At 71.1% G+C, this 24,919-nt stretch carries 20 protein-coding genes; 12 read left to right on the top strand and 8 right to left on the bottom strand.

The window, feature by feature from the left end; all coding sequences use genetic code 11:
* Positions 1–80: 80 nt before the first annotated feature.
* Both AB0K37_RS26940 and AB0K37_RS26945 read right to left on the bottom strand, forming a co-directional pair.
* Entirely contained in the window at positions 81–575 is a 495-nt protein-coding gene (locus AB0K37_RS26940; protein WP_363985698.1) for a cupin domain-containing protein, read from the bottom strand.
* Between the two features lie 33 nt (positions 576–608).
* The gene (locus AB0K37_RS26945) at positions 609–980 is read right to left on the bottom strand and encodes a DUF4267 domain-containing protein (RefSeq protein ID WP_363985700.1); all 372 of its coding nucleotides are present in this window, start codon (positions 978–980) and stop codon (positions 609–611) included.
* Positions 981–1,070: 90 nt separating this feature from the next.
* Between AB0K37_RS26945 and AB0K37_RS26950 the strand changes: the two genes are divergently transcribed.
* On the top strand, positions 1,071–1,643 hold the full coding sequence (locus tag AB0K37_RS26950; protein ID WP_363985702.1) for a TetR/AcrR family transcriptional regulator: 573 nt from the start codon (positions 1,071–1,073) through the stop codon (positions 1,641–1,643).
* Positions 1,644–1,673: 30 nt separating this feature from the next.
* Here AB0K37_RS26950 and AB0K37_RS26955 read toward each other — a convergent pair whose 3' ends face one another.
* Positions 1,674–3,164: a tetratricopeptide repeat protein gene (locus tag AB0K37_RS26955; protein ID WP_363985704.1), complete on the bottom strand. Its 1,491-nt coding sequence runs from the start codon at positions 3,162–3,164 to the stop codon at positions 1,674–1,676.
* 180 nt (positions 3,165–3,344) lie between these two features.
* Between AB0K37_RS26955 and AB0K37_RS26960 the strand changes: the two genes are divergently transcribed.
* Positions 3,345–4,901 (top strand): GMC family oxidoreductase N-terminal domain-containing protein, encoded by a 1,557-nt coding sequence (locus AB0K37_RS26960; protein ID WP_363985706.1) that lies wholly within the window; start codon positions 3,345–3,347, stop codon positions 4,899–4,901.
* Here AB0K37_RS26960 and AB0K37_RS26965 read toward each other — a convergent pair.
* Complete coding sequence (locus tag AB0K37_RS26965) at positions 4,882–5,763, bottom strand: alpha/beta hydrolase (protein WP_363985708.1); 882 nt, start codon at positions 5,761–5,763, stop codon at positions 4,882–4,884. The genes AB0K37_RS26960 and AB0K37_RS26965 overlap by 20 nt on opposite strands.
* Before the next feature lie 162 nt (positions 5,764–5,925).
* Here AB0K37_RS26965 and AB0K37_RS26970 point away from each other — a divergent pair, with 162 nt between their 5' ends.
* Together AB0K37_RS26970 and AB0K37_RS26975 are read left to right on the top strand one after the other, a co-directional pair.
* Positions 5,926–7,317 carry an aspartate aminotransferase family protein gene (locus tag AB0K37_RS26970; protein ID WP_363985710.1) on the top strand — a complete coding sequence of 464 codons (1,392 nt, stop codon included), beginning with the start codon at positions 5,926–5,928 and terminating at the stop codon, positions 7,315–7,317.
* A gap of 148 nt (positions 7,318–7,465) precedes the next feature.
* Positions 7,466–8,713 (top strand): cytochrome P450, encoded by a 1,248-nt coding sequence (locus AB0K37_RS26975; protein ID WP_363985712.1) that lies wholly within the window; start codon positions 7,466–7,468, stop codon positions 8,711–8,713.
* A 7-nt stretch (positions 8,714–8,720) separates the two neighbouring features.
* On the opposite strand, the gene AB0K37_RS26980 is transcribed toward AB0K37_RS26975, so the two are convergent.
* A complete protein-coding gene (locus AB0K37_RS26980; protein ID WP_363985714.1) occupies positions 8,721–9,452 on the bottom strand; it encodes an SDR family oxidoreductase in 732 nt (243 codons plus the stop codon).
* A gap of 114 nt (positions 9,453–9,566) precedes the next feature.
* Here AB0K37_RS26980 and AB0K37_RS26985 point away from each other — a divergent pair, with 114 nt between their 5' ends.
* The gene (locus AB0K37_RS26985; RefSeq protein WP_363985716.1) at positions 9,567–10,409 is read left to right on the top strand and encodes a helix-turn-helix transcriptional regulator; all 843 of its coding nucleotides are present in this window, start codon (positions 9,567–9,569) and stop codon (positions 10,407–10,409) included.
* Between the two features lie 21 nt (positions 10,410–10,430).
* Here the strand turns inward: AB0K37_RS26985 and AB0K37_RS26990 are convergent, their stop codons facing one another.
* On the bottom strand, positions 10,431–11,975 hold the full coding sequence (locus AB0K37_RS26990; RefSeq protein ID WP_363985718.1) for a long-chain fatty acid--CoA ligase: 1,545 nt from the start codon (positions 11,973–11,975) through the stop codon (positions 10,431–10,433).
* A gap of 291 nt (positions 11,976–12,266) precedes the next feature.
* On the opposite strand from AB0K37_RS26990, the gene AB0K37_RS26995 reads away from it, so the two are divergent.
* The gene (locus AB0K37_RS26995) at positions 12,267–12,881 is read left to right on the top strand and encodes a hypothetical protein (protein WP_363985720.1); all 615 of its coding nucleotides are present in this window, start codon (positions 12,267–12,269) and stop codon (positions 12,879–12,881) included.
* 228 nt (positions 12,882–13,109) lie between these two features.
* Positions 13,110–15,572, top strand: a complete 2,463-nt coding sequence (leuS, locus tag AB0K37_RS27000; RefSeq protein ID WP_363985732.1) for a leucine--tRNA ligase — start codon at positions 13,110–13,112, stop codon at positions 15,570–15,572.
* A 593-nt stretch (positions 15,573–16,165) separates the two neighbouring features.
* On the opposite strand, the gene lexA is transcribed toward leuS, so the two are convergent.
* A complete protein-coding gene (gene lexA / locus AB0K37_RS27005) occupies positions 16,166–16,852 on the bottom strand; it encodes a transcriptional repressor LexA (RefSeq protein ID WP_353832695.1) in 687 nt (228 codons plus the stop codon).
* A 176-nt stretch (positions 16,853–17,028) separates the two neighbouring features.
* On the opposite strand from lexA, the gene AB0K37_RS27010 reads away from it, so the two are divergent.
* The 3 genes from AB0K37_RS27010 (at position 17,029) to AB0K37_RS27020 (ending at position 21,346) form a co-directional block, all read left to right on the top strand.
* On the top strand, positions 17,029–17,367 hold the full coding sequence (locus tag AB0K37_RS27010; protein WP_363985722.1) for a LysM domain-containing protein: 339 nt from the start codon (positions 17,029–17,031) through the stop codon (positions 17,365–17,367).
* 569 nt (positions 17,368–17,936) lie between these two features.
* The gene (gene nrdR / locus AB0K37_RS27015; protein WP_141583086.1) at positions 17,937–18,410 is read left to right on the top strand and encodes a transcriptional regulator NrdR; all 474 of its coding nucleotides are present in this window, start codon (positions 17,937–17,939) and stop codon (positions 18,408–18,410) included.
* 119 nt (positions 18,411–18,529) lie between these two features.
* The gene (locus AB0K37_RS27020) at positions 18,530–21,346 is read left to right on the top strand and encodes a vitamin B12-dependent ribonucleotide reductase (protein WP_363985724.1); all 2,817 of its coding nucleotides are present in this window, start codon (positions 18,530–18,532) and stop codon (positions 21,344–21,346) included.
* Positions 21,347–21,520: 174 nt separating this feature from the next.
* On the opposite strand, the gene AB0K37_RS27025 is transcribed toward AB0K37_RS27020, so the two are convergent.
* Positions 21,521–23,005 (bottom strand): MFS transporter, encoded by a 1,485-nt coding sequence (locus tag AB0K37_RS27025; protein WP_363985726.1) that lies wholly within the window; start codon positions 23,003–23,005, stop codon positions 21,521–21,523.
* Between the two features lie 102 nt (positions 23,006–23,107).
* Here AB0K37_RS27025 and AB0K37_RS27030 point away from each other — a divergent pair, with 102 nt between their 5' ends.
* Positions 23,108–23,707 carry a helix-turn-helix domain-containing protein gene (locus tag AB0K37_RS27030; protein ID WP_363985728.1) on the top strand — a complete coding sequence of 200 codons (600 nt, stop codon included), beginning with the start codon at positions 23,108–23,110 and terminating at the stop codon, positions 23,705–23,707.
* 142 nt (positions 23,708–23,849) lie between these two features.
* On the top strand, positions 23,850–24,791 hold the full coding sequence (locus AB0K37_RS27035; RefSeq protein WP_363985730.1) for an RNA polymerase sigma-70 factor: 942 nt from the start codon (positions 23,850–23,852) through the stop codon (positions 24,789–24,791).
* Positions 24,792–24,919 lie beyond the last annotated feature (128 nt).

A 24,919-nucleotide genomic window follows, 5' to 3' on the forward strand; every position in this document is an offset into this window, starting at 1 on the left:
GGGGACCGTCCCGCGGCCCCCTCCACCGGGTGCCGGGCCACCCGGAACGTTCCGGTCGGCCCGTCGCCGTTTCGGGGCCGTCAGGCCCGCGCCTTGTCCCAGGCCTCGCTGGCGAGGAAGTAGGTGTCGTAGATCTCCTGGACGTCCAGGAGGCTTTCGGGCGGGACCTTCCCGTAGGCGATGCGCTCCAGGTGGCGGAAGTACTCGAACCGCTCGACGCCGGGGGTGATGACGATGAGGATGTCGGCGCTCTCCCCGGGGGCGGCGGCGAAGGCGTGCGGCAGGCCGGGCGGGACGACGACGAGGTCGCCGCGTTCGGCGGTCACCACCTGCTCGCCCGAGAGGAGCTGGGCGGCGCCGTCCAGCATGTAGAACATCTCGGCGGAACCGTCGTGGCGGTGCGGTTTGGCGCCGTCCGCGCCGGTGGCGAGGGTGACGCGCTGGGTGGAGAGGGCGCCGCCGGTCGAGCCGCTGTCGGCCAGCAGCCGGATGGTGACGGGGGAGCGGCCGATCACCTCGGCCTCGGCGGAACGGACGATCACGGACTCGTCGAAGTCCGGTGAGATCAGCGACATGGCGGTGGCTCCTTGTGTCCGGGGCGGAAGGGGTCAGAGGGCGAACATCAGGGCCGCGCTGACGAGCACGAGCACGGCGGTGGCGAAGTGGATGCCGAACGCGGCGGCCTTCGTGCCGCCGTGGCGCAGCACGATCAGGGTGTCGCCGAGCGGCGCGATGGCCACGACCAGCATGTACCAGCCCACGGCGTGGGCCTCGGCAAAGGCGATCAAGGCGAGGCCGAGGACGCCGAACGTCAGGTCGCGCACCCCCTTGATCGTCAGGTACGCGGCGTCGCCGTCCGGCTTGGCCGGCACGCCGTAGCCGGCGGCCGCCGGGTGGGGGGAGAGGAGGAACCGCGCGCCGATGAAGAGGACGAGCAGGGCGAGCACGGTGGCCAGTCCGTAGGCGATAGGGGTGAGCATCAGCGTCTCCAAAAGTGCTAGCGGTGCTAGGAACGAGAACGACGCTAGCATAGCGCCGACAGTATGGCTAGCAATGCTAGGATCGCTGCCATGTCGATCCAGGGACGCCGGGAGCGAGAGCGGGCGGAACGCGAGAAGCTGATCATCACGGCGGCGCGGGAGCTGGCCGAGAGCGAGGGGTGGGACGCGGTCACGACGCGCCGGCTCGCCGCGGAGATCGAGTACAGCCAGCCCGTCCTCTACAGCCACTTCAAGGGCAAGGGCGCCATCATGGCGGCGGTCGCGGTCGAGGGGTGCGCCGAGCTCGCGGACGAGCTGCGGCGGGCGCGCACGGCGGCGTCCGGGCCCGCCGAGGCGCTGGCGGACGTCGCGGCGGCCTACACGGACTTCGCGGAGCGCAGGCCCGCCCTCTACGACGTCATGTTCGTCAGGGACGTCGACCTGCCGTTCGCGACCCCCGAGGCGCCGCCCGCGCTCCAGGAGGCGTTCGGCGAGCTGCGCGAGACCGTCCGGCCGTTCGCGGGCGGGGACGACGTGGACGTGCTCACCGAGACGTTCTGGAGCGGCCTGCACGGCCTGCTCACCCTGATGCGCGACGGGCGCATGCACCGCGAGCACCACGAGCTCCGCGTGGCCGTCCTGCTCCGCCGCTTCTCCGCCTGACCCCGCCCGCCGCGGCCGGAGGCGGGCCGGTCAGCCGGCGGCCGCGCGGCCCGCGCTGGTGGCCTTGATGGCGCCGTCGGGGGTGAAGGCGACCGTCACCTGGCCGCCCTGCGGGGCGACGCCCTCGATGATCTCCTCGCTCTCCCGGATCCGGCACCCGTGGTGGGCGAGGAAACCGCGCACGACGCGGCGCTGCTCGGTGGGGAAGACCTCGGCGGCGGTCATCATCAGGCGCGTCGCCGAGAGCGGGTCGAACTCGGCCGCGGGCAGGGCCGGGTCGTCGAGGTGGAAGTAGAACGAGCCCTGCCCGTCGTTCACGCGGCAGCTCTGCACGCCGTTGCCGCCGAGCAGCGCGGCGGCGGCGATGGCCATGGTGGTCGCGGCCTGGTGCGGGTCGGGGAAGCCGGACAGGTCCAGGCGCCCCACCGTCAGTTCCGGGATGGCGCGGCGCGCGCCGTGCTCGCGGACCGCGGCCAGCGGGGCGACGGCGGGCACGCCGTCGCCGTAGTGCGGGTTGGCCCACGCCCACAGCCACGTGTCGCTCACGTGGGAGAAGCTGCCGAGGAACGTCATGCCGTGGAGGGTGCGGCCGCCCGCGGTGAGGGTGCGCGCGTCGACGTCGAAGGCGATGTCGCCGTCCCCGACGGCGGCGTTGAGGACGTTCTGCCGCTGGATCGCCGCGGCCGACCCCGCACTGGCGAACTCCTCGAACTCCGGGCTGTAGCAGCCGAGACCGCTCAGGAACTCCGACCAGAACCGGGCACTGCGCTCGTCGCCGCGGCGCCGGTAGAGGTCGCCGAGCCTGCGGGCGGCGTGCTCGACGCCGGCCTCCTGCACCGATCTGCGGAACCAGCCGATGGCGGCGTTCTCGTCGCCCGCCTGCTGCGAGTGGTCGCCGAGGCAGAAGGCGGCCTTGGGATGCCCGAGATCGGCGGCCAGCCGCCACGCCTTGAGCCGCCCGGCGGGATCGCCCCTGTCCTGGCGCACGAACCCCAGGTTGAACGCTGCGCCGCCGTTGCCGCGCTCGGCGGCGCGGGCGTACCAGGTCTCCGCCGCTTCGAGGTCGCCCTTGCCGTCGTCGTCGCACAGCCGGCCGAGGTTGAACGCGGCCTTGTCCGAGCCGAGCTCCCAGGCCCGGCGGAACAAGTCCATGGCCTGTTCGACGTCGCCCCTGTTCTCCAGCAGGATGCCCAGGTTCAGAGCGCCGCCCGAGAAGCCGCCCTCGGCGGACCGCCGGTACCAGCGTTCGGCGGTCTCCAGGTCGCCGTCCCGCTCCGCGCCGTAGCCGACCTCGAAGGCGCTCTCGGGGAGCCCCGCCTCGGCGGCCCGCCGCCACCACGCCAGAGCCTCCCGGTCGTCGCCGCGCTCCGCCGCGATGGACCCGAGCTCGTGGGCGCCCCCCGGATGCCCGGCTTCGAACGCCTCCCGCAGCAGCTCCTCGGCCTCCGCGAGGTTCCCGCCGCGCCTGGCCTCCAAGCCGCGCTCGTACGGTTCGACTGATCCGGCCGGGTACTCGGTCATCGCACGCCCCCTCTGAGTGATCACAGGTTCACGGGATCGACGCTGCGCGCCCGATCCGGGTTCCCGCCGGCGTGCGGGCGATCGAAACCGCTCCGCACGCATGGACGGGCGGCCCCTTCCGGTGGTAAGCCCGGGGGAAGAACGGGCCGTGCCGCGGCCCGTGGAGCGCTGGAGCCCCCCATGGAACACGACTACGTCATCGTCGGCGCCGGGTCCGCGGGGTGCGCCCTGGCCGCTCGCCTCTCCGAGGACGCCTCCGTCACCGTCGCCCTCCTGGAGGCGGGCGGCCCGGACGACAAGAGCGAGATCCGCATCCCGGCCGCGTTCCCGAAGCTCTTCAAGACCGAGTACGACTGGGACTACAGCACCGCCGAGCAGCCCGAGCTGGACGGGCGCGAGCTGTACTGGCCGCGGGGGAGGACGCTCGGCGGGTCGTCCTCGCTGAACGCGATGATGTGGGTGCGCGGGCACTACGACGACTACGACGACTGGGACATCCCCGGCTGGTCGTACGAGGACGTCGTCCCGTACTTCAAGCGCGTGGAGGGGCGCGTCGGCACCAACAAGGGCGACGTGTACGGCACGTCCGGCCCGGTCACGATCTCCGAGCAGCGCAGCCCGAACGTGACCACGCGGGCGTTCCTGGAGGCGTGCGCCGCCACCGGCCTCAACAGGTTGCCCGAGCTGAACGGACCGTCCAACGAGGGGTACGCGCTCACGCCGGTCAGCCAGCGGCGCGGGAGGAGGTGCAGCGCGGCCGACGCGTACCTGCGTCCCGCGCGGAAGCGTCCCAACCTGACCGTCGTGACGGGCGCGCAGGTGTCGCGGGTCCTGATCGAGGACGGCCGGGCGACCGGCGTGGAGTACGGCGGCGGGCGCGTCACGGCGCGCCGCGAGGTGATCCTTGCCGCGGGCGCGGTCGGGTCGCCGCACCTGCTGATGCTGTCCGGCGTCGGCGACCCCGAGCACCTGCGGAGCGCCGGTGTGGAGCCGGTCGTGGAGTCCCCGCAGGTAGGGCGCCATCTCCAGGACCACCTGTCGGTCGGCGTCGTCCGGCACTGCCCGAGGAAGGTCACGCTCGCGGGCGCGGAGTCGCTGCCGAACATCGCCCGCTACCTGCTCGCGCGGCGCGGGCCGTTCACCTCCAACGTGGGCGAGGCGGTCGTGTTCACCAAGAGCGCTTCCACGCTGCACGCCCCCGACCTCGAACTCATCTTCGCGCCGGCCCCCTACGTCGCGCACGGGCTCACCCCGCCGACCGAGCACGGCGTGACGCTCGGAGTGGTACTGCTGCGGCCCGAGTCGTCCGGGCGCGTCTCGCTCGCGTCCGCCGACCCGGTCGCGCCGCCGCTGATCGATCCCGCCTACCTGACGGAGGAAAGCGACCTGCGGCGGCTGATGCACGGCGTCCGGCGCGCGGAGGAACTGCTGGCCGCCGACGCGCTCAGGCCCTTCGTCGGCGACGTCATGGAGCCCTACGTGGGGGCGGACGACGAGGACGCGCTGGCCGCCTACGTCCGGGGGCACGCGGAGACGCTCTACCACCCCACCGGCACGTGCCGGATGGGCACCGACGCCGGCTCGGTCGTCGACCCGGACCTGCGGGTCCGCGGCGTCGAGGGGCTCCGGGTCGCGGACGTGTCGATCCTGCCGCAGATCACCCGGGGCCACACCAACGCCCCCGCCATCATGATCGGGGAGAAGGCCGCCGACCTGGTCAGGACGCCAGCCAGCTGAGCACGCGCTCGTTCACCTCCGCGGGACGGTCCAGCTGGAGGAAGTGGCCGGCGCCGCCGATCCGCTCGGCCCGCGACCCGGGCGGAAGCGCGGCCCGGACGGCGTCGAGGTCCACCGCGTCCGCGGCGAGGCAGCCGTCCTCGGCGCCGTGCAGGTAGAGCACGGGACGCTCGCCCACGGCGGTGGTCGCCTGCTGCTCGGCCGCGTACCGGTCGACGAGCCGGGACGGGTCGAGCATCGCGCGGTAGTACCCGATCGCCGCCGCGGCGTTGTCCGGCGCGGCGAGGCACTCCATCACGCGGTCGACGTCCCCGGACCGGTCGCGGCCGTCGTCGGGGGACCAGTCGCGCCACAGCCCCTCGACGAACGGCCGGCCGAACGCGAGCTCGGCCAGCGGCGTCTGGAAGACGAAGATGTAGAAGGAGCGCTTGAGCTGCTCGTAGTCGAAGAACGCGGTCGTCATCACCGAGATCGGCGGAACGGACATGGCGACCGCCTTGCGCCAGCGTTCCGGGGCCGCGTTGGCGGCACCGTAGGTGGCGAAGGCGCCCCAGTCGTGGCCGACGACCACGGCGTCGGGTCCGCCGCCGAGCGCCTCGTGCAGAGCGATGGCGTCGGCGGCGAGGGCGCCGCTCTGGTACGCGCCGTCCGCGGGGACGGACGTGGGGGCGTAGCCGCGCATGAAAGGGGCCACGGCGCGGTAGCCGGCGGCGGCCAGCTCCGGCATGAGGTGCCGCCAGGTGTGCGGGGAGTCGGGGAAGCCGTGCAGCAGCAGCGCCAGGGGCCCGTCCTGGGGACCGGCGGTGAGGTATCCGAAGTCGAGCCCGTTCGCGTTGACCGATCCGGTCGTGATGTCGCCCATGTGCGCCTCCTCGGTTCGCGGCGAACGGTACCCGCGGCTCCGCGCCGCCCGACCGGCGGGGCGCTTTCTCTTCGGATATCGGCGTATCACCATGTATTTACAGCGGAATCCGCAGTCACATAGCATCAGAGCAACTGGATCGATCGCACCGAGGGAATCGTGATGACGGAGTCGGACGTGACCAGCCAGCAGCACGACGCGATGCAGAGGGCGGCGCGCGACCATCTGTGGATGCACTTCGCGCGGCACTCGGCGGCCCCGGACGGCGGCGAGATCCCGGTGATCGTCCGCGGGGAGGGCCCCTATGTCTACGACTCGGCGGGCCGCCGCTACCTGGACGGCCTCGCCGGGCTGTTCACCGTCCAGGCCGGGCACGGCCGCGAGGAGCTGGCGCAGGCCGCCGCCAAGCAGGCCGCCGAGCTGGCCTACTTCCCGATCTGGTCGTACGCGCACCCGAAGGCCGTCGAGCTGGCCGAGCGGCTCGCCGCCCTCGCGCCCGGCGACCTGAACCGCGTCTTCTTCACCACCGGGGGCGGCGACGCGGTGGAGAGCGCGTGGAAGCTCGCCAAGCACTACTTCAAGCTCACCGGCAAGCCGGGCAAGCACAAGGTGATCAGCCGGGCGGTCGCCTACCACGGCACCCCGCACGGCGCGCTGTCGATCACCGGCCTGCCCGGCCTGAAGGCGCCGTACGAGCCGCTGGTGCCGAGCGGCTTCCGGGTGCCGAACACCAACATCTACCGGGCCGCCCAGCACCGCGACGACCCCGAGGCGTTCGGCCGGTGGGCCGCCGACCGGATCGAGGAGGCCATCGAGTTCGAGGGCGCCGACACCGTCGCCGCCGTGTTCCTGGAGCCGGTGCAGAACGCCGGCGGCTGCTTCCCGCCGCCGCCCGGCTACTTCGAGCGCGTCCGGGAGATCTGCGACCGGCACGACGTCCTGCTGGTGTCGGACGAGGTGATCTGCGCGTTCGGCCGTCTCGGCACGACGTTCGGCGCGCAGCGGTTCGGCTACACGCCGGACGTCATCACCTTCGCCAAGGGCGTGACGTCCGGGTACGCGCCGCTCGGCGGGATGCTCGTGGCCGACCGCCTGTTCGAGCCGTTCAGGGGCGGGACGGAGATGTTCGCGCACGGCTACACGTTCGGCGGGCACCCGGTGTCGGCGGCGGTGGCGCTGGCCAACCTCGACCTGTTCGAGCGCGAGGACCTGAACGGGCACGTCGTGCGCAACCGGGACGCGTTCCGGAGCACGCTGGAGCGGCTGCGCGACCTGCCGATCGTCGGGGACGTGCGCGGTGACGGCTACTTCTACGGCATCGAGCTGGTCAAGGACCAGGACACGCGGGAGACGTTCGACGACGAGGAGTCCGAGCGCCTGCTGCGCGGGTTCCTCGACAAGGCCCTCTACGAGGCGGGCCTGTACTGCCGGGCCGACGACCGCGGCGACCCCGTCGTCCAGCTGGCGCCGCCGCTGATCTGCGACCAGGGGCACTTCGACGAGATCGAGCAGATCCTGCGCTCCGTCCTCCAGGAGGCCTGGACGCGGTTGTGACCGGTCGCCCGGGGGTGCGGGCGCGCCCGCGCCCCCGGCGGACCAGTGTGAGGCGCGTCACCCCGCCGATCAGTGTGCGCTTGCATCTTTACTTTGAGAGGGTGCATGTAAACCGAATCGGGTTCGGACATGACGAGGTGGTGGGCGCGTGCTCAAGGTCGACGACATCAACCTGACCGACTGGGATTTCTGGCGGCGGGAGCACGACTACCGGCACGAGGCCTTCAAGGCGCTGCGCTGGCACGCCGGCCTCATCCGCTACGAGGAGCCGGACATCGTCATCGCGCCCCGGGGCCCCGGCTACTACGCGCTGACCCGGCACGCCGACGTCGTCGAGGCGTCCCGCCGCCCGCAGGACTTCTGCTCCGGCAGGGGCGCCATCAGCATCCCGGACATGCCGGGCGACATGCACGAGTACTTCGGCTCGATGATCAGCATGGACGACCCCCGGCACGCCAAGATCAGGCGGATCGTGTCCCGGGCGTTCTCGCCCCGCATGATCCAGCGGTTCGAGGACCGGGTCGAGGCGGTCGCGGGTCAGATCGTCGAGAACGTGGCGGCGGGCGGCGGGACGGGCGACTTCGTCGCCGACGTCGCCGCACGGCTCCCCCTGAAGATCATCTGCGACATGATGGGCATCGCGGAGGACCAGTACAGGACCGTCCTGGACGCCACGAACGTCATCCTGGCGGGCAACGACCCCGAGTTCATCCCGTCCGACGAGCCGGAGCAGATGGCGATGGCGCTGCTCGGCGCCGGGGAGACGCTGCGCGGCCTGGTCGAGGAGCTCGGGCGGCAGCGCCGGGCGGACCCCACCGACGACCTCACCTCCGCCCTGGTGAACGCCAACCTCGATGGCGAGTCGCTCACCGACCAGGAGCTCGGCTCGTTCTTCATCCTGCTGGTCGTCGCCGGCAACGAGACCACCCGCAACGCGATCGCCCACGGCCTCGACCTGTTCACCCGCAACCCCGACCAGCGGGCCCTGCTCGTCGAGGACTTCGACGGCCGCATGCCCGGCGCGGTCGAGGAGATCGTCCGGTACGTCTCGCCGGTCATCTGGATGCGCCGGACCGCGACCCGCGACACCACGCTGAACGAGCACGAGATCAAGGAGGGCGACAAGCTCGTCCTCTACTACTGGTCGGCCAACCGGGACGAGTCGGTCTTCACCGACCCGGAGCGGTTCGACATCCTGCGCGACCCGAACCCGCACGTCGGGTTCGGCGGGCCCGGGCCGCACTTCTGCCTCGGCGCGCACCTGGCCAGGCGCGAGATCACCGTGATGTTCCGCGAGCTGCTGCGCCGCACGCCCGCCATCCGCGCCTCCGGCGACCCCGACCGCCTGGAGTCCAACTTCATCAACGGGATCAAGCGCCTGCCCTACACGATCTGAGCCCGGACTACCAGGGCAGGGGGCCGTCCTCGGCGAGGAACGCGCCCGTCGGGCCGCCGTCGCCGAGCAGGGCCACCCCGGCGATCACGGACGCCCCCTGCTCCGGCGTCCGGTGCCCGGCGTGGTCGTTGAGATCCGTCGCGCAGTACCCGGGCGTGGCGGCGTTCACCGTGACCGAGGTGCCGGCCAGCTCCTTGGCGTAGGCGACGGTGACGGCGTTCAGGGCCGACTTGGACGCGTTGTACGGCAGCAGGTTGACGCCGTGCACCGGGCTGGCCGGGTCGCCGTGCAACGTCAGCGAGCCGAGTTCGCTGGAGACGTTGACGATCCGCCCGGCGGGGGAGCGGCGCAGCAGCGGGAGCATCGCGTTGGTGACCGCGACGACGCCGAACACGTTGGTCTCGAACGCGGTCCGGACCAGGTCCGGCGCCGTCCGGCTGGGCGGGAAGCCGGTGGCTCCCGTCGTGGTGATCCCGGCGTTGTTGACCAGGATGTCGAGCCGGCCGAACTCGGCGTCGATCCACTTGGCGGCGGCCTCCACGGTGTCGGCGTCGGTGACGTCCAGCCGGACGAACCGGGCGTCGATCCCCTCGGCTGCGAGCGCGGCGGCGGCCGGCTCGCCGCGCTCGGCCGAACGCGCCCCGAGCAGGACGGTGGCGCCGCCGCGGCCGAGGACGCGGGCCGTCTCGAAGCCGATGCCCTTGTTGGCTCCGGTGATGAGTGCGATCTGTGTCGTCATGCCGTCCAGGTTTCCCGGCGGCGTCCGGGCTGAGGAGAGACCGGCCGAAGCTGGGATCGGCCGTACCACCCTCGACCCGGCGGCCGCCCCGCCGTATCGGACATGCTGGAGGACATGGACAGACAGGAGATGGCGGCGTTCCTGCGTTCCCGGCGGGCCCGCATCCAGCCCGCGGACGTCGGGCTCCCGGGAGGGACGCGCCGCCGGACCCCCGGTCTGCGCCGGGAAGAGGTCGCGCGACTGGCCGGGATGTCGGTGGACTACTACATCCGGCTGGAGCAGGGACGCGGGCCCCGCCCGTCCAGGCAGATCCTCCGTGCGCTGGCGCGCGCGCTGAGGCTGACCGACGACGAGCGCGCCTACCTCTACGGCCTCGCCGGCGAGGCTCCGGAACCGCCGAGCGGCCCTTCGCAGGACGTCCCGCCGGGCATCGTCCACCTGCTCGAACGGCTGGACGACACGCCCGCCTACGTGCTGAGCGCCCGGCAGGACATCATCGCCTGGAACCCGCTCGCGGCGGCGCTCATGACCGACTTCGCCGCGATGGCGCCCCAGGACCGCAACGTCGTCCGGTGGCTGTTCGCCGGCACCGACATCGAGCGGTACGGCACCGACGAGGACGTGACGCGGTTCGCCCGCGGACTGGTGGCCGACCTGCGGGCCGCGTTCGGCCGGTATCCGGGCGACGCCGGCATCGCCGCGCTGGTCGCCGAGGTCGCCGGCCGCAGCGCGCTGTTCGCCCGGCTCTGGGACGAGGGCGAGGTCGGGATCAGGCGCGGCAGCCGCAAGCGCATGACGCATCCCGTCGTCGGCGAGCTGGACATGCACTGCGACGTCCTGCACGTCCCGGAACGCGACCAGCGGGTCGTCCTCTACACGACCACGCCGGGCACGCCCTCGCACGAGGCGATGAAACTGCTGCGCGTCGTCGGGACCCAGGACCTCGGCATCCGCTGAGGTCCCGGGCCCCGCGCGCGGTCAGCGCAGCTCGCGCTTGAGGATCTTGCCGGTGGCGGTCATCGGCAGCTCGTCGCGGAACTCGACTATCCGCGGGTACTTGTAGTTGGCGAACTGCTCCCTGCCCCACGCGACCAGCTCGTCCTCGGTCACGGAGGCGCCGGGCGTGCGGATCACGTACGCCTTGACCTCCTCGCCGTGCGAGGGGTGCGGGACGCCCACCACCGCGGCCAGCGACACCTCCGGGTGGGTCATCAGGACCTCTTCCAGCTCCCGCGGGTACACGTTGTACCCGCCCCGGATGATCATGTCCTTGGAGCGGTCGATGATGTAGTAGTAGCCGTCCTCGTCGCGGCGGGCCACGTCGCCGGTGCGGAACCAGCCGTCCCTGACCGAGGCCTCGGTCGCCTCGGGCCGCCCGTGGTAACCCTTCATGATGTTGTGCCCCCGGATGGCGATCTCACCGGGCCCCTCGCCCTCGATCTCCTTCCAGTCGTCGTCGATCAGCTTCATCTCCACGCCCCACACGGGCAGGCCGATCGAGCCGGGCTTGGTCGGGCGGTCCGGGCGGTTGAACGAGGCCACCGGCGACGTCTCCGACAGGCCGTAGCCCTCCAGGACGTCCACGCCGAACTTGGTCTTGATCCCCTTGAGGACCTCCATCGGCAGCGCCGACCCGCCCGACACCGCGACCCGCAGGTTCTCCCGGATCACCGCGATGTCCTCGTCGGAGGTCTCGTCGGTCAGCAGGCCCCAGTACATCGTCGGGACGCCCGCGAAGATGTTCACCTTCTCCTTGACCATCAGCTCGACGGCCTGCCGGGCGTCGAACCTCGCCTGCATCACGAGCGTCGCGCGCCGGTAGAGGCCGACGTTCATCACGCACGTCTGCCCGAAGATGTGGAACAGCGGCAGCGTGACCAGCGACGTGTCGTGCAGCGTCCGGTAGAAGAGCGTGTCGTCCACCATGGCGTTCATGAGGAGGTTGCTGTGCGTGAGCTCGGCGCCCTTCGGCTGCCCGGTCGTCCCGCTGGTGTAGATGATCACGGCGGTGTCGTCCGGCCCGGTCCGCGCCGTCTCGAAGGTGCCCGGCTTCCCCGCGAGCGCGGCCCAGAACAGCTCCGCCCCCTCCACCGGGGACTCGGCGGCGGACGGGTCGGCGGGCAGCAGGAAGAGGTGCTCGCACCCCTCCGCCTGCTCGAACCCGGCGCGCCCCATCTCGCCGAGGGGCAGCTCCGGCGTGCCCTCGAAGCAGAAGAACGCCTTGGCGCCGGAGTCGCCGAGGTGGTAGGCGATCTCCCGCGGCTTGAGCAGCACGTTCAGCGGGACGACCACCGCCCCCGCCTTGAGCGCTCCGAAGTACACCATCGGGAAGTAGGGGAGGTTCGGGCTGGACAGCGCCACCTTGTCGCCCGGCCCGACGCCGCGCTCGCGCAGCAGGTTCGCGACCTGGTTCGCGACCTGGTCGAGGAAGGAGTAGGAGAGCCGGAGGTCGCCGAACACGACGGCATCGCGGTCGGGCGTCTCCCGGGCGGCGTCCTCCAGCAGCACGGACAGGTTGAGCATGGCACTCCTCGCGCGGAAAGGTGACCGGCCGGTTAGTTACCGGCGAGTGTATGAAACCGTTCCGCACATCCTGCTGCACGGGACGCGTCCGGCGCCATCATTCGCAGGCCTTGACGTGGCGTTTTCGTCGTTGCGACGGCGCGTCCGGGTGCAGGATGAGGGGCCGTCCCCGCCGGGTTCCCGGCCCTGTGACCGGATCCGGACGGTTCGGGCGGACGCCGGGCCCGCGCCGGATGCCCGTCACCCCGCGGCGCTAGCATGTGCCGCTGCAGCGAGAAAGGGTGCGCGATCTTGATCATCTTCGGCTGGCGAGTGGTGTTCTTCACCCTGACCAGGGGAATCTTCCACTGCCCCGGATGCGGCGGCGACCGCGAGTACCGCCGCAGGCAGGGGCGCAACTTCTTCACGCTGTTCTTCATCCCGGTCATCCCGCTGACGAAGGCCGGCGGCGAGTTCGTCGAATGCGACACCTGCCACGGCCGCTGGAACCCCGCCGTGCTCGACGTGCCGACCACCGCTCAGCTCGCGCAGATGCCCGCGATGCTGCTGCGCATGGCGATCGCCCAGGTCCTGCGCTCCGGCGACTACACCAACGCGGCCGCCCGCTCCCGCGCGGTCGCCGTCGTCCGCCAGGCCGGCGAGCCCGGGTACGACGAGTCCGCCCTGAACGCCGACCTCGGCCGCCCCTTCGACGAGGTCCGCGTCGAGATGGGGCGCGCCGCCTCCGCCCTCGCCCCCGAGGCGCGGGAGAGCATCCTGCGCGCCGCCGCCGAGATCGCGCTGGTCGACGGCCCGCTGACCGTCTCCGAGGAGGAGACGCTGTCCGCCGTGGGCGCCGACCTGGAGCTGACCCGCGTGCAGGTGACCGGCGTCGTGTCCATGGCCCGCCAGGAGTCGGGGCACTAAGTCGCGGCGGGCGGGGTTGCGGTTGCGCTACTCTTGAGGTATGCCAACCAGGCTGCTCCTCGAAGGACCGCGTTGACGCACTGACGTCAGCGTGGTGGCCCCTCCTGCGCGAGGGGCCGTTTCATGTCGGCGGACGGCCACGACCCAGCAGCAGGAACCGGAGTCAGAAGCGTGAGCAGCGACGTTCCCCACCGCGCAACGCCGGGGGGTACAGGGGGGTCGTCCCCCCTGAACGACGGGTACGACCCACGGGCGGTTCAGGACAAGTGGCAGGCCCGCTGGGAGGAGCTCGACCCGTTCAAGGCGGACGAGGAGGGCACCGCCGAGGAGCGCCGCTACGCCCTGGACATGTTCCCCTACCCCAGCGGCGACCTGCACATGGGCCACGCGGAGGCGTTCGCCATCGGCGACGTCGTCGCGCGCTACTGGTTCCAGCGCGGCTTCAACGTCCTGCACCCGATCGGCTGGGACTCCTTCGGCCTGCCCGCCGAGAACGCCGCCATCAAGCGCGACTCGCACCCGGCCGAGTGGACGTACGCCAACATCGAGACGCAGGCGGCCTCCTTCCACCGCTACGCCCCGTCCTTCGACTGGACGCGGCGCCTGCACACCTCCGACCCCGGGTACTACAAGTGGACGCAGTGGCTGTTCCTGCGCTTCTACGAGCGGGGCCTGGCCTACCGCAAGGGCGGCCACGTCAACTGGTGCCCGAAGGACCAGACCGTCCTGGCCAACGAGCAGGTCGTCGGCGGGCACTGCGAGCGCTGCGGCGCGCTGGTCGAGAAGCGTGTGCTGACCCAGTGGTACTTCAAGATCACCGAGTACGCGGACCGGCTGCTGGACGACATGGCGCAGCTGGAGGGCAAGTGGCCCGAGCGCGTCCTGCTGATGCAGCGCAACTGGATCGGCCGCTCCACCGGCGCCGACGTCGACTTCGTGATCGAGGGGCGCGACGAGCCCGTCACCGTCTACACCACCCGCCCCGACACCCTGTACGGCGCCACGTTCATGGTCGTGGCCGCCGACGCCGCGCTGGCCGAGGAGATCTGCCACCCCGACCACCGCGCCGCGTTCGAGGCCTACCGCGACGAGGTCTCCCGCGAGAGCGAGATCGAGCGGCTGTCCACCGAGCGTGAGAAGACCGGCGTGTTCCTGGGCCGCTACGCGGTCAACCCGGTCAACGGCGAGCGGCTGCCCGTCTGGGCGTCCGACTACGTCCTGGCCGAGTACGGGCACGGCGCGATCATGGCCGTCCCGGCGCACGACCAGCGCGACCTGGACTTCGCGCTGAAGTTCGGCCTGCCCGTCCGCGTCGTCGTCGAGACGGGCCTGGCCGACCCCGCCGAGACCGGCGTCGCCACGCCCGGCGACGGCGCGATCGTCAACTCCGGCCCCATCGACGGGCTGACCAAGGCCGACGGCATCGCCCGCATCACCGCGATCCTGGAGGAGCGCGGCACCGGCCGCGCGTCGGTGAACTTCCGGCTGCGCGACTGGCTGGTGTCCCGGCAGCGGTTCTGGGGCTGCCCGATCCCGATCGTGCACTGCGAGGCGTGCGGCGAGGTCCCCGTCCCCGACGACCAGCTGCCAGTGACCCTGCCCGAGGGCCTGCGCGGCGCCGACCTGGCCCCCAAGGGCACCTCGCCCCTGGCCGCCGCGTCCGACTGGGTGAACACCGAGTGCCCCAAGTGCGGCGGCGCCGCCACCCGCGACACCGACACCATGGACACGTTCGTCGACTCGTCCTGGTACTACTTCCGCTACTGCTCGCCCGGCTACGAGGGCGGCCCGTTCGACGTCGAGCAGGTCCGCAAGTGGATGCCGGTCGACCAGTACACGGGCGGCGTCGAGCACGCCATCCTGCACCTGCTGTACAGCCGGTTCTTCACCAAGGTCCTGTACGACATGGGCATGGTCGACTTCACCGAGCCCTTCACCCGGCTGCTGAACCAGGGCCAGGTGATCAACCAGGGCAAGGCGATGTCGAAGTCGCTGGGCAACGGCGTCGACCTGGGCGAGCAGATCGGCGAGTTCGGGGTGGACGTCGTCCGGCTGGCGATCCTGTTCTCCGGCCCGCCCGAGGACGACATCGACTGGGCCGACGTGTCCCCGCACGGCATGTCGAAGTTCCTGTCCCGCGTGCACCGCATCGCCGCCGAGGTCTCCTCCGAGCCCGGCGTCGACGTCGCCTCCGGCGACACGGCCCTGCGCCGCGCCACGGCCCGCACGGTCGACGAGGTCACCACGCTGGTCGAGACGCAGCGGTTCAACGTCGCCATCGCGCGGATCATGGAGCTGGTCACCGCGACCCGCAAGGCCGTCGACTCCGGCCCCGGCGCCGCCGACCCGGCCGTCCGCGAGGCCGCCGAGGCGATCGCGGTCCTGCTGTCGCTGTTCGCCCCCTACACCGCCGACGAGGCGTGGGAGCTGCTGGGCCGCACCGCGCCGGTGGTCCGCGCGGGCTGGCCGTCCGCCGACCCCGCCCTGCTGGTGGAGGAGTCGGTCACCTGCGTCGTCCAGGTCGCCGGCAAGGTCCGCGACCGCCTGGACGTCCCGCCCGGCATCGCCGACGAGGAACTGGAACGCCGCGCCCTGGCCTCCACCAAGGTCCAGGACGCCCTGGCCGGCGCCGACATCGCGAAGATCATCGTCCGCGCCCCCAAGATCGTCAACATCGTCCCCAAGCGCTGACCCCAGAGCCGGCGCCGAAACGGCGACGAGCGCCGCCCGGACATTGCGCACTGCTCCAACCAGAGCTCAATGCCCGAGCGGCGCTCCGCCAGGCCCGCACCAAAGCAACGCGTCCCTCGGACCGTGTGTGCCGCTCGAAGTCATGCACCCTGCGGCTTGTGCACCAGAAACGGGGCGCGATGCCGATCGGTGCGCCGCTCAAGGGCGACGCGCTGCCCGAACTGGGTGCGCCGCCTGCCCAGTGCGCCACCTGAGGTAGCACGCCATGCAAGGTAATGCGCCCCCTCGGACCATCCCTTGTGCCGGGCCATGTGCCTGGGGTGTGCCCCATGCGGGGGGCATGCGGCTAGTGCGTCAGAGAGTGGGCGCTATGCGGGTGGTGCGCTGCCTGAGATGGCGCGCCACGCGAGGGCAATGCGTCCCTCGGGCCATGTGATGTGCCAGGGAACGCGCCGCTTGGGGGCGTGCGCCATGGGAGACGGTGCGCAAAGCCGGGTGGTGCGCTGCATGAGATGCCGAGTGGTGGCCTGGCGGGGGGCGGGGCATGCTTGGGCGGCCGCCGGAGGTGGTCCGGCGGCCGCTGAGGGCCGGCGTCACATCTTGCGGAGGACCGCCACGACCCGGCCGAGCACCGAGGCCTCGTCGCCGGGGATCGGCTCGTAGGCGGGGTTCTGCGGCATCAGCCAGATGTGGCCGTCGTCGCGGCGCTTGAACGTCTTGACCGTGGCCTCGCCGTCGATCATGGCGGCCACGATGTCGCCCTGCTCGGCCACCGGCTGCTGCCGCACGACCACCCAGTCACCGTCCGCGATCGCGGCGTCGATCATCGAGTCGCCGGTGACCTTCAGCAGGAAGTGGGTGCCCTCGCCGACGAGCTGCTTCGGCAGCGTGAAGACGTCCTCGACGGCCTCCTCGGCGAGGATCGGGCCGCCGGCGGCGATGCGGCCGACGAGCGGCACGTAGGCGGGCGCGGGCTGCCCTGAGGCCGGCTCGTAGGTCTCCTCGTGCGTGCGCACCGGCGTGGTGCCCGGCACCCGCACCTCGACCGCGCGCGGCCGGTTGGGGTCGCGCCGCAGGAAACCCTTGCGCTGCAGCGCCCGGAGCTGGTGCGACACGCTGGAGGTGCTGGTCAGCCCCACGGCCTCGCCGATCTCACGCATCGACGGCGGGTACCCGCGGCGCTGGACCGAGTCACGGATCACCTCCAGCACCATGCGCTGTCGCTGGGTCAGGCCGGTCTCGTCCATCGGCCCGTCGGGCAGCTCCCGGACCTTGCTCATCGCTCGTCGCCTCCCGGGCGCCTCGGATCCGTCACTCCTTGTCATGAACGCTATCGCGTCCAGGCCCGATGATCAAACAATTGTTCGAAGATGCGCTCGCTTTTTCGGGACGGCCCCTGGTAGAACATCGTACAGGCGTTCGATCGAAAATGCATTCGAAGTCGAGGAGGGGAGAGATGCCGGGTTCACCACCCCACAGTGACCATCCCCCGATCCGCCTCACCCGCCGGGGCCGCGCCGTCCTGGTCGCGTTCGCCGCCGCCGTCACGCTCATCCTGCTCTGGCTCAACGTGGGCTCGGGCGCCTTCGCCGGTTCCCGCGAAAGCCACGGCGGCCCGTCGCGTCCCGCTGAAACGGTCGTCGTCGAGCCCGGCGAGACCCTTTGGGACATCGCCTCCGCCGCCGATCCCGGCACCGATCCGCGCCTCGTGGTGCAGCGCATAATCGACCTCAATGGCCTGGCCGGCGACCCCACCGTCCACCCCGGTCAGGAGCTCCGGCTCCCCTCAAGCTGACGGCGCGCCCGACACGCTCAGTCACCACGGCTGAGGGAGTGGTTCGGTGGTCCGCGCTCGTGTCGATCGTGTCTGCGTGTCCGCCGTCCTGGACGTCTGGCGCGTCTCATTGCGATGTAGTAGGGCCTGCCGTGAGGGGCGGGCGCCGGGGGCGGCGTGGCGGCCTGGGTGAGCCTCGTTCTGACGGGTCGCGCCCGTGGCGGGGAGGCTGTGGGGCGTGCGTGCGGCCCCCCTCGGTGACGCCTGTCGGCGCGGCCAGGGGCGGTGGGCCTTGCCGGAGGCGGTGGGCGGGGGAGAGGGGCCTCTTGCTGGGACTTTGCCGTGACGGGGGTTACCGGGAGGGGCCTGTCGGAGGCGGTGGGTGACGACACGCCCGGACGGAAAATCGGGGTCTCGGAGATGACCTGCGCGGACGCGGCGGATGTGACGGAGGGGACGCGGGAGCAGGTTGCGAAGCGGTCCGGCGACCCCTACGGTTGACCACAACATCTAGTAGTCACATCGATGTAGTTCCCTATATATGGCGCTACCATCGGTGTAACTCGTTGACGACAGGGGAGGGATTGGACGTGCACTGCCCGTTCTGTCGCAACCCTGACACCAAAGTCATCGACAGCCGTTCGACCGATGACGGCGGCGCCATTCGGCGCCGCCGGTCGTGCTCGGAATGCGGCAAGCGATTCACGACGCAGGAGAATGTGCTCGTGATGGTGGCCAAGCGCAGCGGGGTCACCGAGCCGTTCTCCCGGGAAAAGATCATCGCCGGGGTGCGCAGGGCCTGCCAGGGCCGCCCGGTCGACGAGGATGCGCTCGCGAAGCTGGGACAGCGGGTCGAAGAGGCGATCAGGTCGTCCGGATCCGCGGAAATCCCCTCGCACGAGATCGGCCTCGCGATCCTGGGGCCGCTCGGCGAACTCGACGAGGTCGCCTATCTGCGATTCGCCTCGGTCTACCGGAGCTTCGAGTCGCTGGACGACTTCGCCAAGGAGATCGAAGCACTGCGGAAGGCCGGTTCCTCGGGGGAGCCCGGCCCGTCCCGTTAGGGACGGTTCCGGAAACACATCAGACACAAGTAAAGGCGTCTCCGCGCGGGCATCGTCCGCGCGGCGGCGTGGTTGTTCCTGGACAGGGCCCGGCGGGAGGGTCCGAGAGGGGGAAGGTCATGACGGAGACGGTGAGCGGCTCGGCGGCGCGGCGCGGCAAGGGGGGCCGCAAGGGGCTGAAGATCGAGCGCATCTTCACCACGCCCGGCGTGCATCCGTACGACGAGATGCGCTGGGAGCGTCGTGACGTCGTCATGACCAACTGGCGCGACGGCTCGGTGAACTTCGAGCAGCGCGGCGTCGAGTTCCCCGACTTCTGGTCGCTGAACGCCGTCAACATCGTCACGTCGAAGTACTTCCGCGGGGCGGTCGGCACGCCGCAGCGGGAGTGGAGCCTGAAGCAGCTCGTCGACCGCGTCGTCCGGATGTACGTGGACACGGGCCTCAAGGAGGGCTACTTCGCCTCCGACGAGGACGCCGAGATCTTCGACCACGAGCTGAAGTACGCGCTGGTCCACCAGATGTTCAGCTTCAACTCCCCGGTGTGGTTCAACGTCGGCACCAAGTCCCCGCAGCAGGTCTCGGCGTGCTTCATCCTGTCCGTGGACGACACGATGGAGTCGATCCTGGACTGGTACAAGGAAGAGGGCGTGATCTTCAAGGGCGGCTCGGGCGCCGGCCTGAACCTCTCCCGCATCCGCTCCAGCCGGGAGCTGCTGTCCTCGGGCGGGACGGCCAGCGGCCCGGTGTCGTTCATGCGCGGCGCCGACGCGTCCGCCGGAACGATCAAGTCGGGCGGTGCGACCCGCCGCGCCGCCAAGATGGTCGTGCTGGACGTCGACCACCCCGACATCGGGGAGTTCATCGAGACCAAGGCGCGCGAGGAGGACAAGATCCGCGCGCTGCGGGACGCCGGGTTCGACATGGACCTCGGCGGCAAGGACATCGGCAGCGTCCAGTACCAGAACGCCAACAACTCCGTCCGGGTGTCGGACGAGTTCATGCACGCCGTGGAGTCGGACGGCGAGTTCGCGCTGCGCGCCCGCATGACCGGCGAGGTCGTCGAGACGATCAAGGCCAAGGAGCTGTTCCGGCTGATGGCCAAGGCGGCGTGGGAGTGCGCCGACCCGGGCATCCAGTACGACGACACGATCAACGACTGGCACACCAACCCCGAGACCGGGCGGATCACCGCGTCCAACCCCTGCTCGGAGTACATGAGCCTGGACAACTCGTCCTGCAACCTCGCGAGCATCAACCTGCTCAAGTTCCTCACCCCCGAGGACGCCTTCGACGTCGCCAGGTTCGTCAAGCTCACCGAGCTGATCATCACGGCGATGGACATCTCCATCACGTTCGCCGACTTCCCGACGGAGAAGATCGCGCAGACGACCCGCGACTACCGGCAGCTCGGCATCGGCTACGCCAACCTGGGCGCGTTGCTGATGGCGACCGGGCACGCCTACGACTCCGAGGGCGGACGGTCCCTCGCGGCGGCGATCACGTCGCTGATGACGGGCGTCGCCTACCGGCGCTCGGCCGAGATCGCGGGCGTCGTCGGGCCGTACGCGGGCTACGCGCGCAACGCCGAGGGCCACAAGCGCGTCATGCGCAAGCACGCCGCCGCCAACGACGACGTCCGCACGCTGGACGCGATGGGCAAGGCGATCCACGCCGCCGCGGCCAAGCAGTGGACGGACTGCCTGAAGGCCGGCGAGAAGAACGGCTACCGCAACGCGCAGGCCAGCCTGCTCGCCCCCACCGGGACGATCGGCCTGATGATGGACTGCGACACCACCGGCATCGAGCCGGACCTCGCGCTGATGAAGTTCAAGAAGCTCGTCGGCGGCGGGTCCATGCAGATCGTCAACCACACGGTGCCGCGCGCCCTGAAGCAGCTCGGCTACCAGCAGGAGCAGATCGAGGCGATCGTCGAGTACATCTCCGAGCACGGCCACGTCGTGGACGCGCCCGGGCTGCGCCCCGAGCACTACGAGGTGTTCGACTGCGCGATGGGCGAGCGGGCGATCAGCCCGATGGGGCACGTCCGGATGATGGCGGCCGTCCAGCCGTTCCTGTCCGGCGCGATCTCCAAGACGGTCAACATGCCGGAGCACGCCACCATCGAGGACATCGAGAAGGTGTACTTCGAGGGCTGGCGGCTCGGCCTGAAGGCCCTGGCGATCTACCGCGACAACTGCAAGGTCGGCCAGCCGCTGTCCGCCGCGGGCAAGAAGGAGGAGCCGAAGGCGGCGGCGCCCGCCGAGACGGCGCCGCGCCCCGTCCGCCGGCGCCTGCCGAAGCAGCGTCCCGCGACCGTGACCCGCTTCTCCGTGGCGGGCGCCGAGGGCTACATGACCGCCTCGTCCTACCCGGACGACGGCGTCGGCGAGGTCTTCCTCAAGCTCGGCAAGCAGGGTTCCACGCTCGCCGGCGTGATGGACGCCTTCTCCATGGCGATCTCCATCAGCCTCCAGTACGGCGTCCCGCTGGAGACGTGGGTGGAGAAGTTCACCAACATGCGGTTCGAGCCGGCGGGCATGACCGACGACCCGGACATCCGCATGGCGACCTCGGTGATGGACTACATCTTCCGCCGCCTGGCGCTGGACCACCTCCCGTACGAGGAGCGCGCCGGTCTCGGCATCTTCACCGCCGAGGAGCGCGCGATGCAGGCCAACGGCGAGGACCCCGCCGCCCTGCACGCCGAGGAGGAGGTCGACCACGAGTCGCTGGCGCAGTCCGCCGAGATCGCCCGGCCGGCGGCGCCCGCCCCGGCCGCGGGCGGTGAGGCGCGCTCGTCCATGGAGGTCATCGAGAGCCGCCAGGGCCGCACGGCCGACGCGCCGCTGTGCCTCACCTGCGGTACCAAGATGCGCCCGGCGGGCAGCTGCTACGTCTGCGAGGGCTGCGGCTCCACCAGCGGCTGCAGCTGATTCGGAGCCGATGTCGACTGCATAGTGCCCGGCCAGAGCGGGGTACCGGAGATAGGCCGGTACCCCGCTCTCGCTTTCGTGTGATCGTTTGTTGCGTTGGGTGCGCCTCGACGTTCGATCTGCGGCCCACCGTGACCGGCCTTTGCCGGGGCTCGGGGCGAAGCGTCGACTGGGTTAGGCGCCCGTCTGGACGGGCTCCTCGCCAGGCAGGGGTTCGCGCGTGGGGTCTTGGTGGGGCTTCATCGTCAGGGCAAGCAGGATGGTGCAGGCGGTGAAAGCCGCTCCGACGGTGAAGGCCGTGGTCGCCCCCTTGGTGAAGACGTGGTGGCCTGTTCCGTGTGCCGTGCGGGTTGCGGCACCGAAAGCGGTGACGAGAATGGCCAGCCCCAGTGCGCCGCCGATCTGCTGCATGACGTTGAGCAGGCCGGAGGCGGCGCCGGAGTCCTCCGCGCGTACGCCGGAGGTCAGCACGGTGGTGATCCCGACCAGCAGGGTGCCCATGCCGAGGCCGGCGATGAGCGTCGGGCCGAGCAGCGATCCCGCGTAGTCGGCCGACGGCGTGAGCTGGGCCAGCCAGAGAAGGCCCACGGTGATGGCCGCGGCGCCGGAGGCGGTGAGCGTCTTCGCGCCGAGGCGGGGCAGCAGCCGAGCGGATGCGTTGGAGGAGACGAGGATCAAGATGGTCAGCGGCACGAACGCGAGGCCGGCCTTCAGCGGGTCGTAGCCGCGGATCTGCTGCAGGAACTGGGTGAGGAAGAAGAACATGCCGTTGCCCGCGGCCATGACGAACAGCAGGCCGAGGTAGCCGGTGGCTCGGTCGCGGTCGGCGAACAGCCGCAGCGGAGTGATCGGCTGCCGGACACGGGCCTCGACGGCCACGAACAGCGCGAGCAGGATGACGGCCGCGCCGAGCGCGCCGAGGGCGACCGGGTCGCCGAAGTCCTGTTCGGCGGCGCGGATGAAGCCGAAGACGAGTGCGGTCACGCCCAGGGTCGAGGTCAGCGAGCCGGCGAGATCGAAGTGTCCCGGACGGCGGTCGGTTTCGGCGATGAACAGCGGGGCCGAGACGAGCAGGACGGCGCCGACCGGCACGTTGATGAACAGCACCCAGCGCCAGGAGATCCAGTCGGTGAGCATTCCGCCGGCGATCAGGCCGAGGGCGGCGCCGGAGCCGGAAACGGCCGCGTAGGCGCCGAGCGCCCGCCCTCGCGCGGCCTGGCCGGGGAAGCCGATGGTGATCAGGGCGAGCACGGTCGGTGCGGCGACGGCGGCGCCGATCCCCTGCCCGGCGCGGGCGGCGAGCAGCATCCCGGCCGAGGTCGACAGCCCGCCGGCGAGTGAGGCGACGGTGAACACGGCGACTCCCCCGATGAGTGCCCGCCGCTGGCCGAAGATGTCGCCGATGCGTCCGCCGAGCAGGAGCAGCCCGCCGAAGGCCAGCATGTAGGCGTTCAGCACCCACGACAGATCGGCGGGGGAGAACCCCATGTCCCGCTGGATGTGGGGCAGGGCGATGTTCACCACGCTGGTGTCGAGGATGAACATCGTCTGGCAGATCAGCACGATCGCCAGCACGAGGCCCGGTCGGCGCTGCGATCCGGACGGGCCGGGCACGCGGGCGCCCTCCGTCGTCGGCGCGGGCAGGATCTCTTCGGTCATGGTGCTCCTCGCTGCGGCGGTGGAAGTTAAACGAGGAGGTTCCTCGCTTCAAGTCCGGTACAATATGAGGAGGTTCCTCGTTTAGCAACCGGCGGAGGGTTCATGGCGAATGGGCGGGCGACCGAGCGGGCACCGCGCAAGGACGCGCGGCGCAACTACGACCGGCTGCTGACGGCGGCACGGGCGGCGTTCACCGAGCAGGGCGTCGGCGCGTCCCTGAACGACATCGCGCGCCGAGCCGGCGTCGGGAACGTGACCCTCTACCGGCACTTCCCGAACCGCCAGGCGCTTCTGGAGGCACTACTGGGTGAGAGCCTGCGCGGACTGCGCGTGCGCTCGGACGCACTGCTCACCGCCGACATGCCTGGCGACGCGCTGGCCGAGTGGTTCCAGGCCGCCGTGGAGCATGCGATGACCTATCGCGGCCTGGTCGACGCCCTCGTTGACAGCCTCGCCGATCCGGAATCGGACCTGCACGCCAGTTGTCAGGCCATGAAAGCGGGTGGGGCGCAGCTGTTGGCGCGCGCTCAGCGGGCCGGAGCCGTCCGGCCGGACGTCAACGCCTCCGCGCTGTTCTCGCTCGTCGCGGCGGTCGCCTGGGCCGTGGAACGAGCACCTGAGGACCGTGGGCAAATCCTGGCCGTCTTCTTCGACGGACTTCGCCCCGCTACGGAACCCGTGCGTGGTGGCGGCGGCGCCTGAGACCGAGATTCGGGCGGGAAGGAGGCCGGCTGAGGTCGGTTCCCCGTCGGCATGTCAGAGGTGACAGTCCTGCCCTCCGGACGACCCCGGTCCACGAGACGGGCCGCGACCAGCTGGAACTGCGGAAGACTATGATCGGATCATGCCTTTGACGGGGACGGACGTCGACCGGTTCGAGCTGGCGAGGCCTCGCCTGCAGGCCATCGCCTACCGTCTCCTCGGTTCCGCCGACGAGGCCCAGGACGTCGTGCAGGAGACGTTCCTGCGCTGGCAGGCCGCCGACGTCGCCCGCGTCGAGGTCCCCGAGGCTTGGCTGACGAAGGTGCTCACCAACCTGTGCCTCAACCAGCTCACCTCCGCACGGGCACGCCGCGAGACCTACGTGGGCCGATGGCTCCCCGAGCCGCTGCTCGCGGGGGACGTGATGCTCGGGCCCGCCGACACGGCCGAGCAGCGCGAATCGGTGTCGTACGCGGTCCTCACCCTTATGGAGCGCCTGTCTCCCAACGAGCGGGCCGTCTATGTGCTGCGGGAGGCCTTCGACTACCCGCACCGGGAGATCGCCGAGATCCTCGACATCACCGAGGCCGCCTGCCAGCAGATCTTTCACCGTGCCAAGAAGCATGTCGCGTACGGCAGGACGCGCAGCGAGATCGACGAGGCCGCCGCCCACCGGATCGTCGAGGAGTTCCTCGCGGCCGCCGCCAGCGGCCGGACCGATGAGCTCGTACGCCTGCTCACCAAGGACGCCGTCTCCGTCGGCGACGGCGGAGGGCGGGTCCCGGCACGCACCAGGGCGTTCGAGGGAGCGGTCGCGGTCGCGAAGTTCGTCCGGGCCCTGTTCGAGCCCGCCGAGGCCAAGCGCGCCATCGTCGGCGGCTCGTCCGAGATATACGCCTGGGTCGCCAATGGCGAGCCCGCCGTCGTGGCCGTCGTGGACGGCCGGGTCGTCGCCATCATGTGCCTGGAGGTCACAGCCGAGGGCATCACTGCATGCCGTACTCAGGCGAACCCCGACAAGCTCGAACGCGCGACCGAGCAATGGGCGGCGACCGACCACGGGAAGCCGCTGCTCACGGTGTGACGTAGGCCACGTTCGACTTTTGTCAGTAATCGTCGGGCCATCCGGTTCAGGTGGCGAACCCGGACCGGACAGGAAGGGAGCCGACGATGAAGGTGCTGGTGGCAGGAGCGACCGGAGCGATGGGCAAG

The organism is Actinomadura sp. NPDC049753 (genome assembly GCF_040674655.1).
GTDB lineage: Bacteria > Actinomycetota > Actinomycetes > Streptosporangiales > Streptosporangiaceae > Spirillospora > Spirillospora verrucosospora.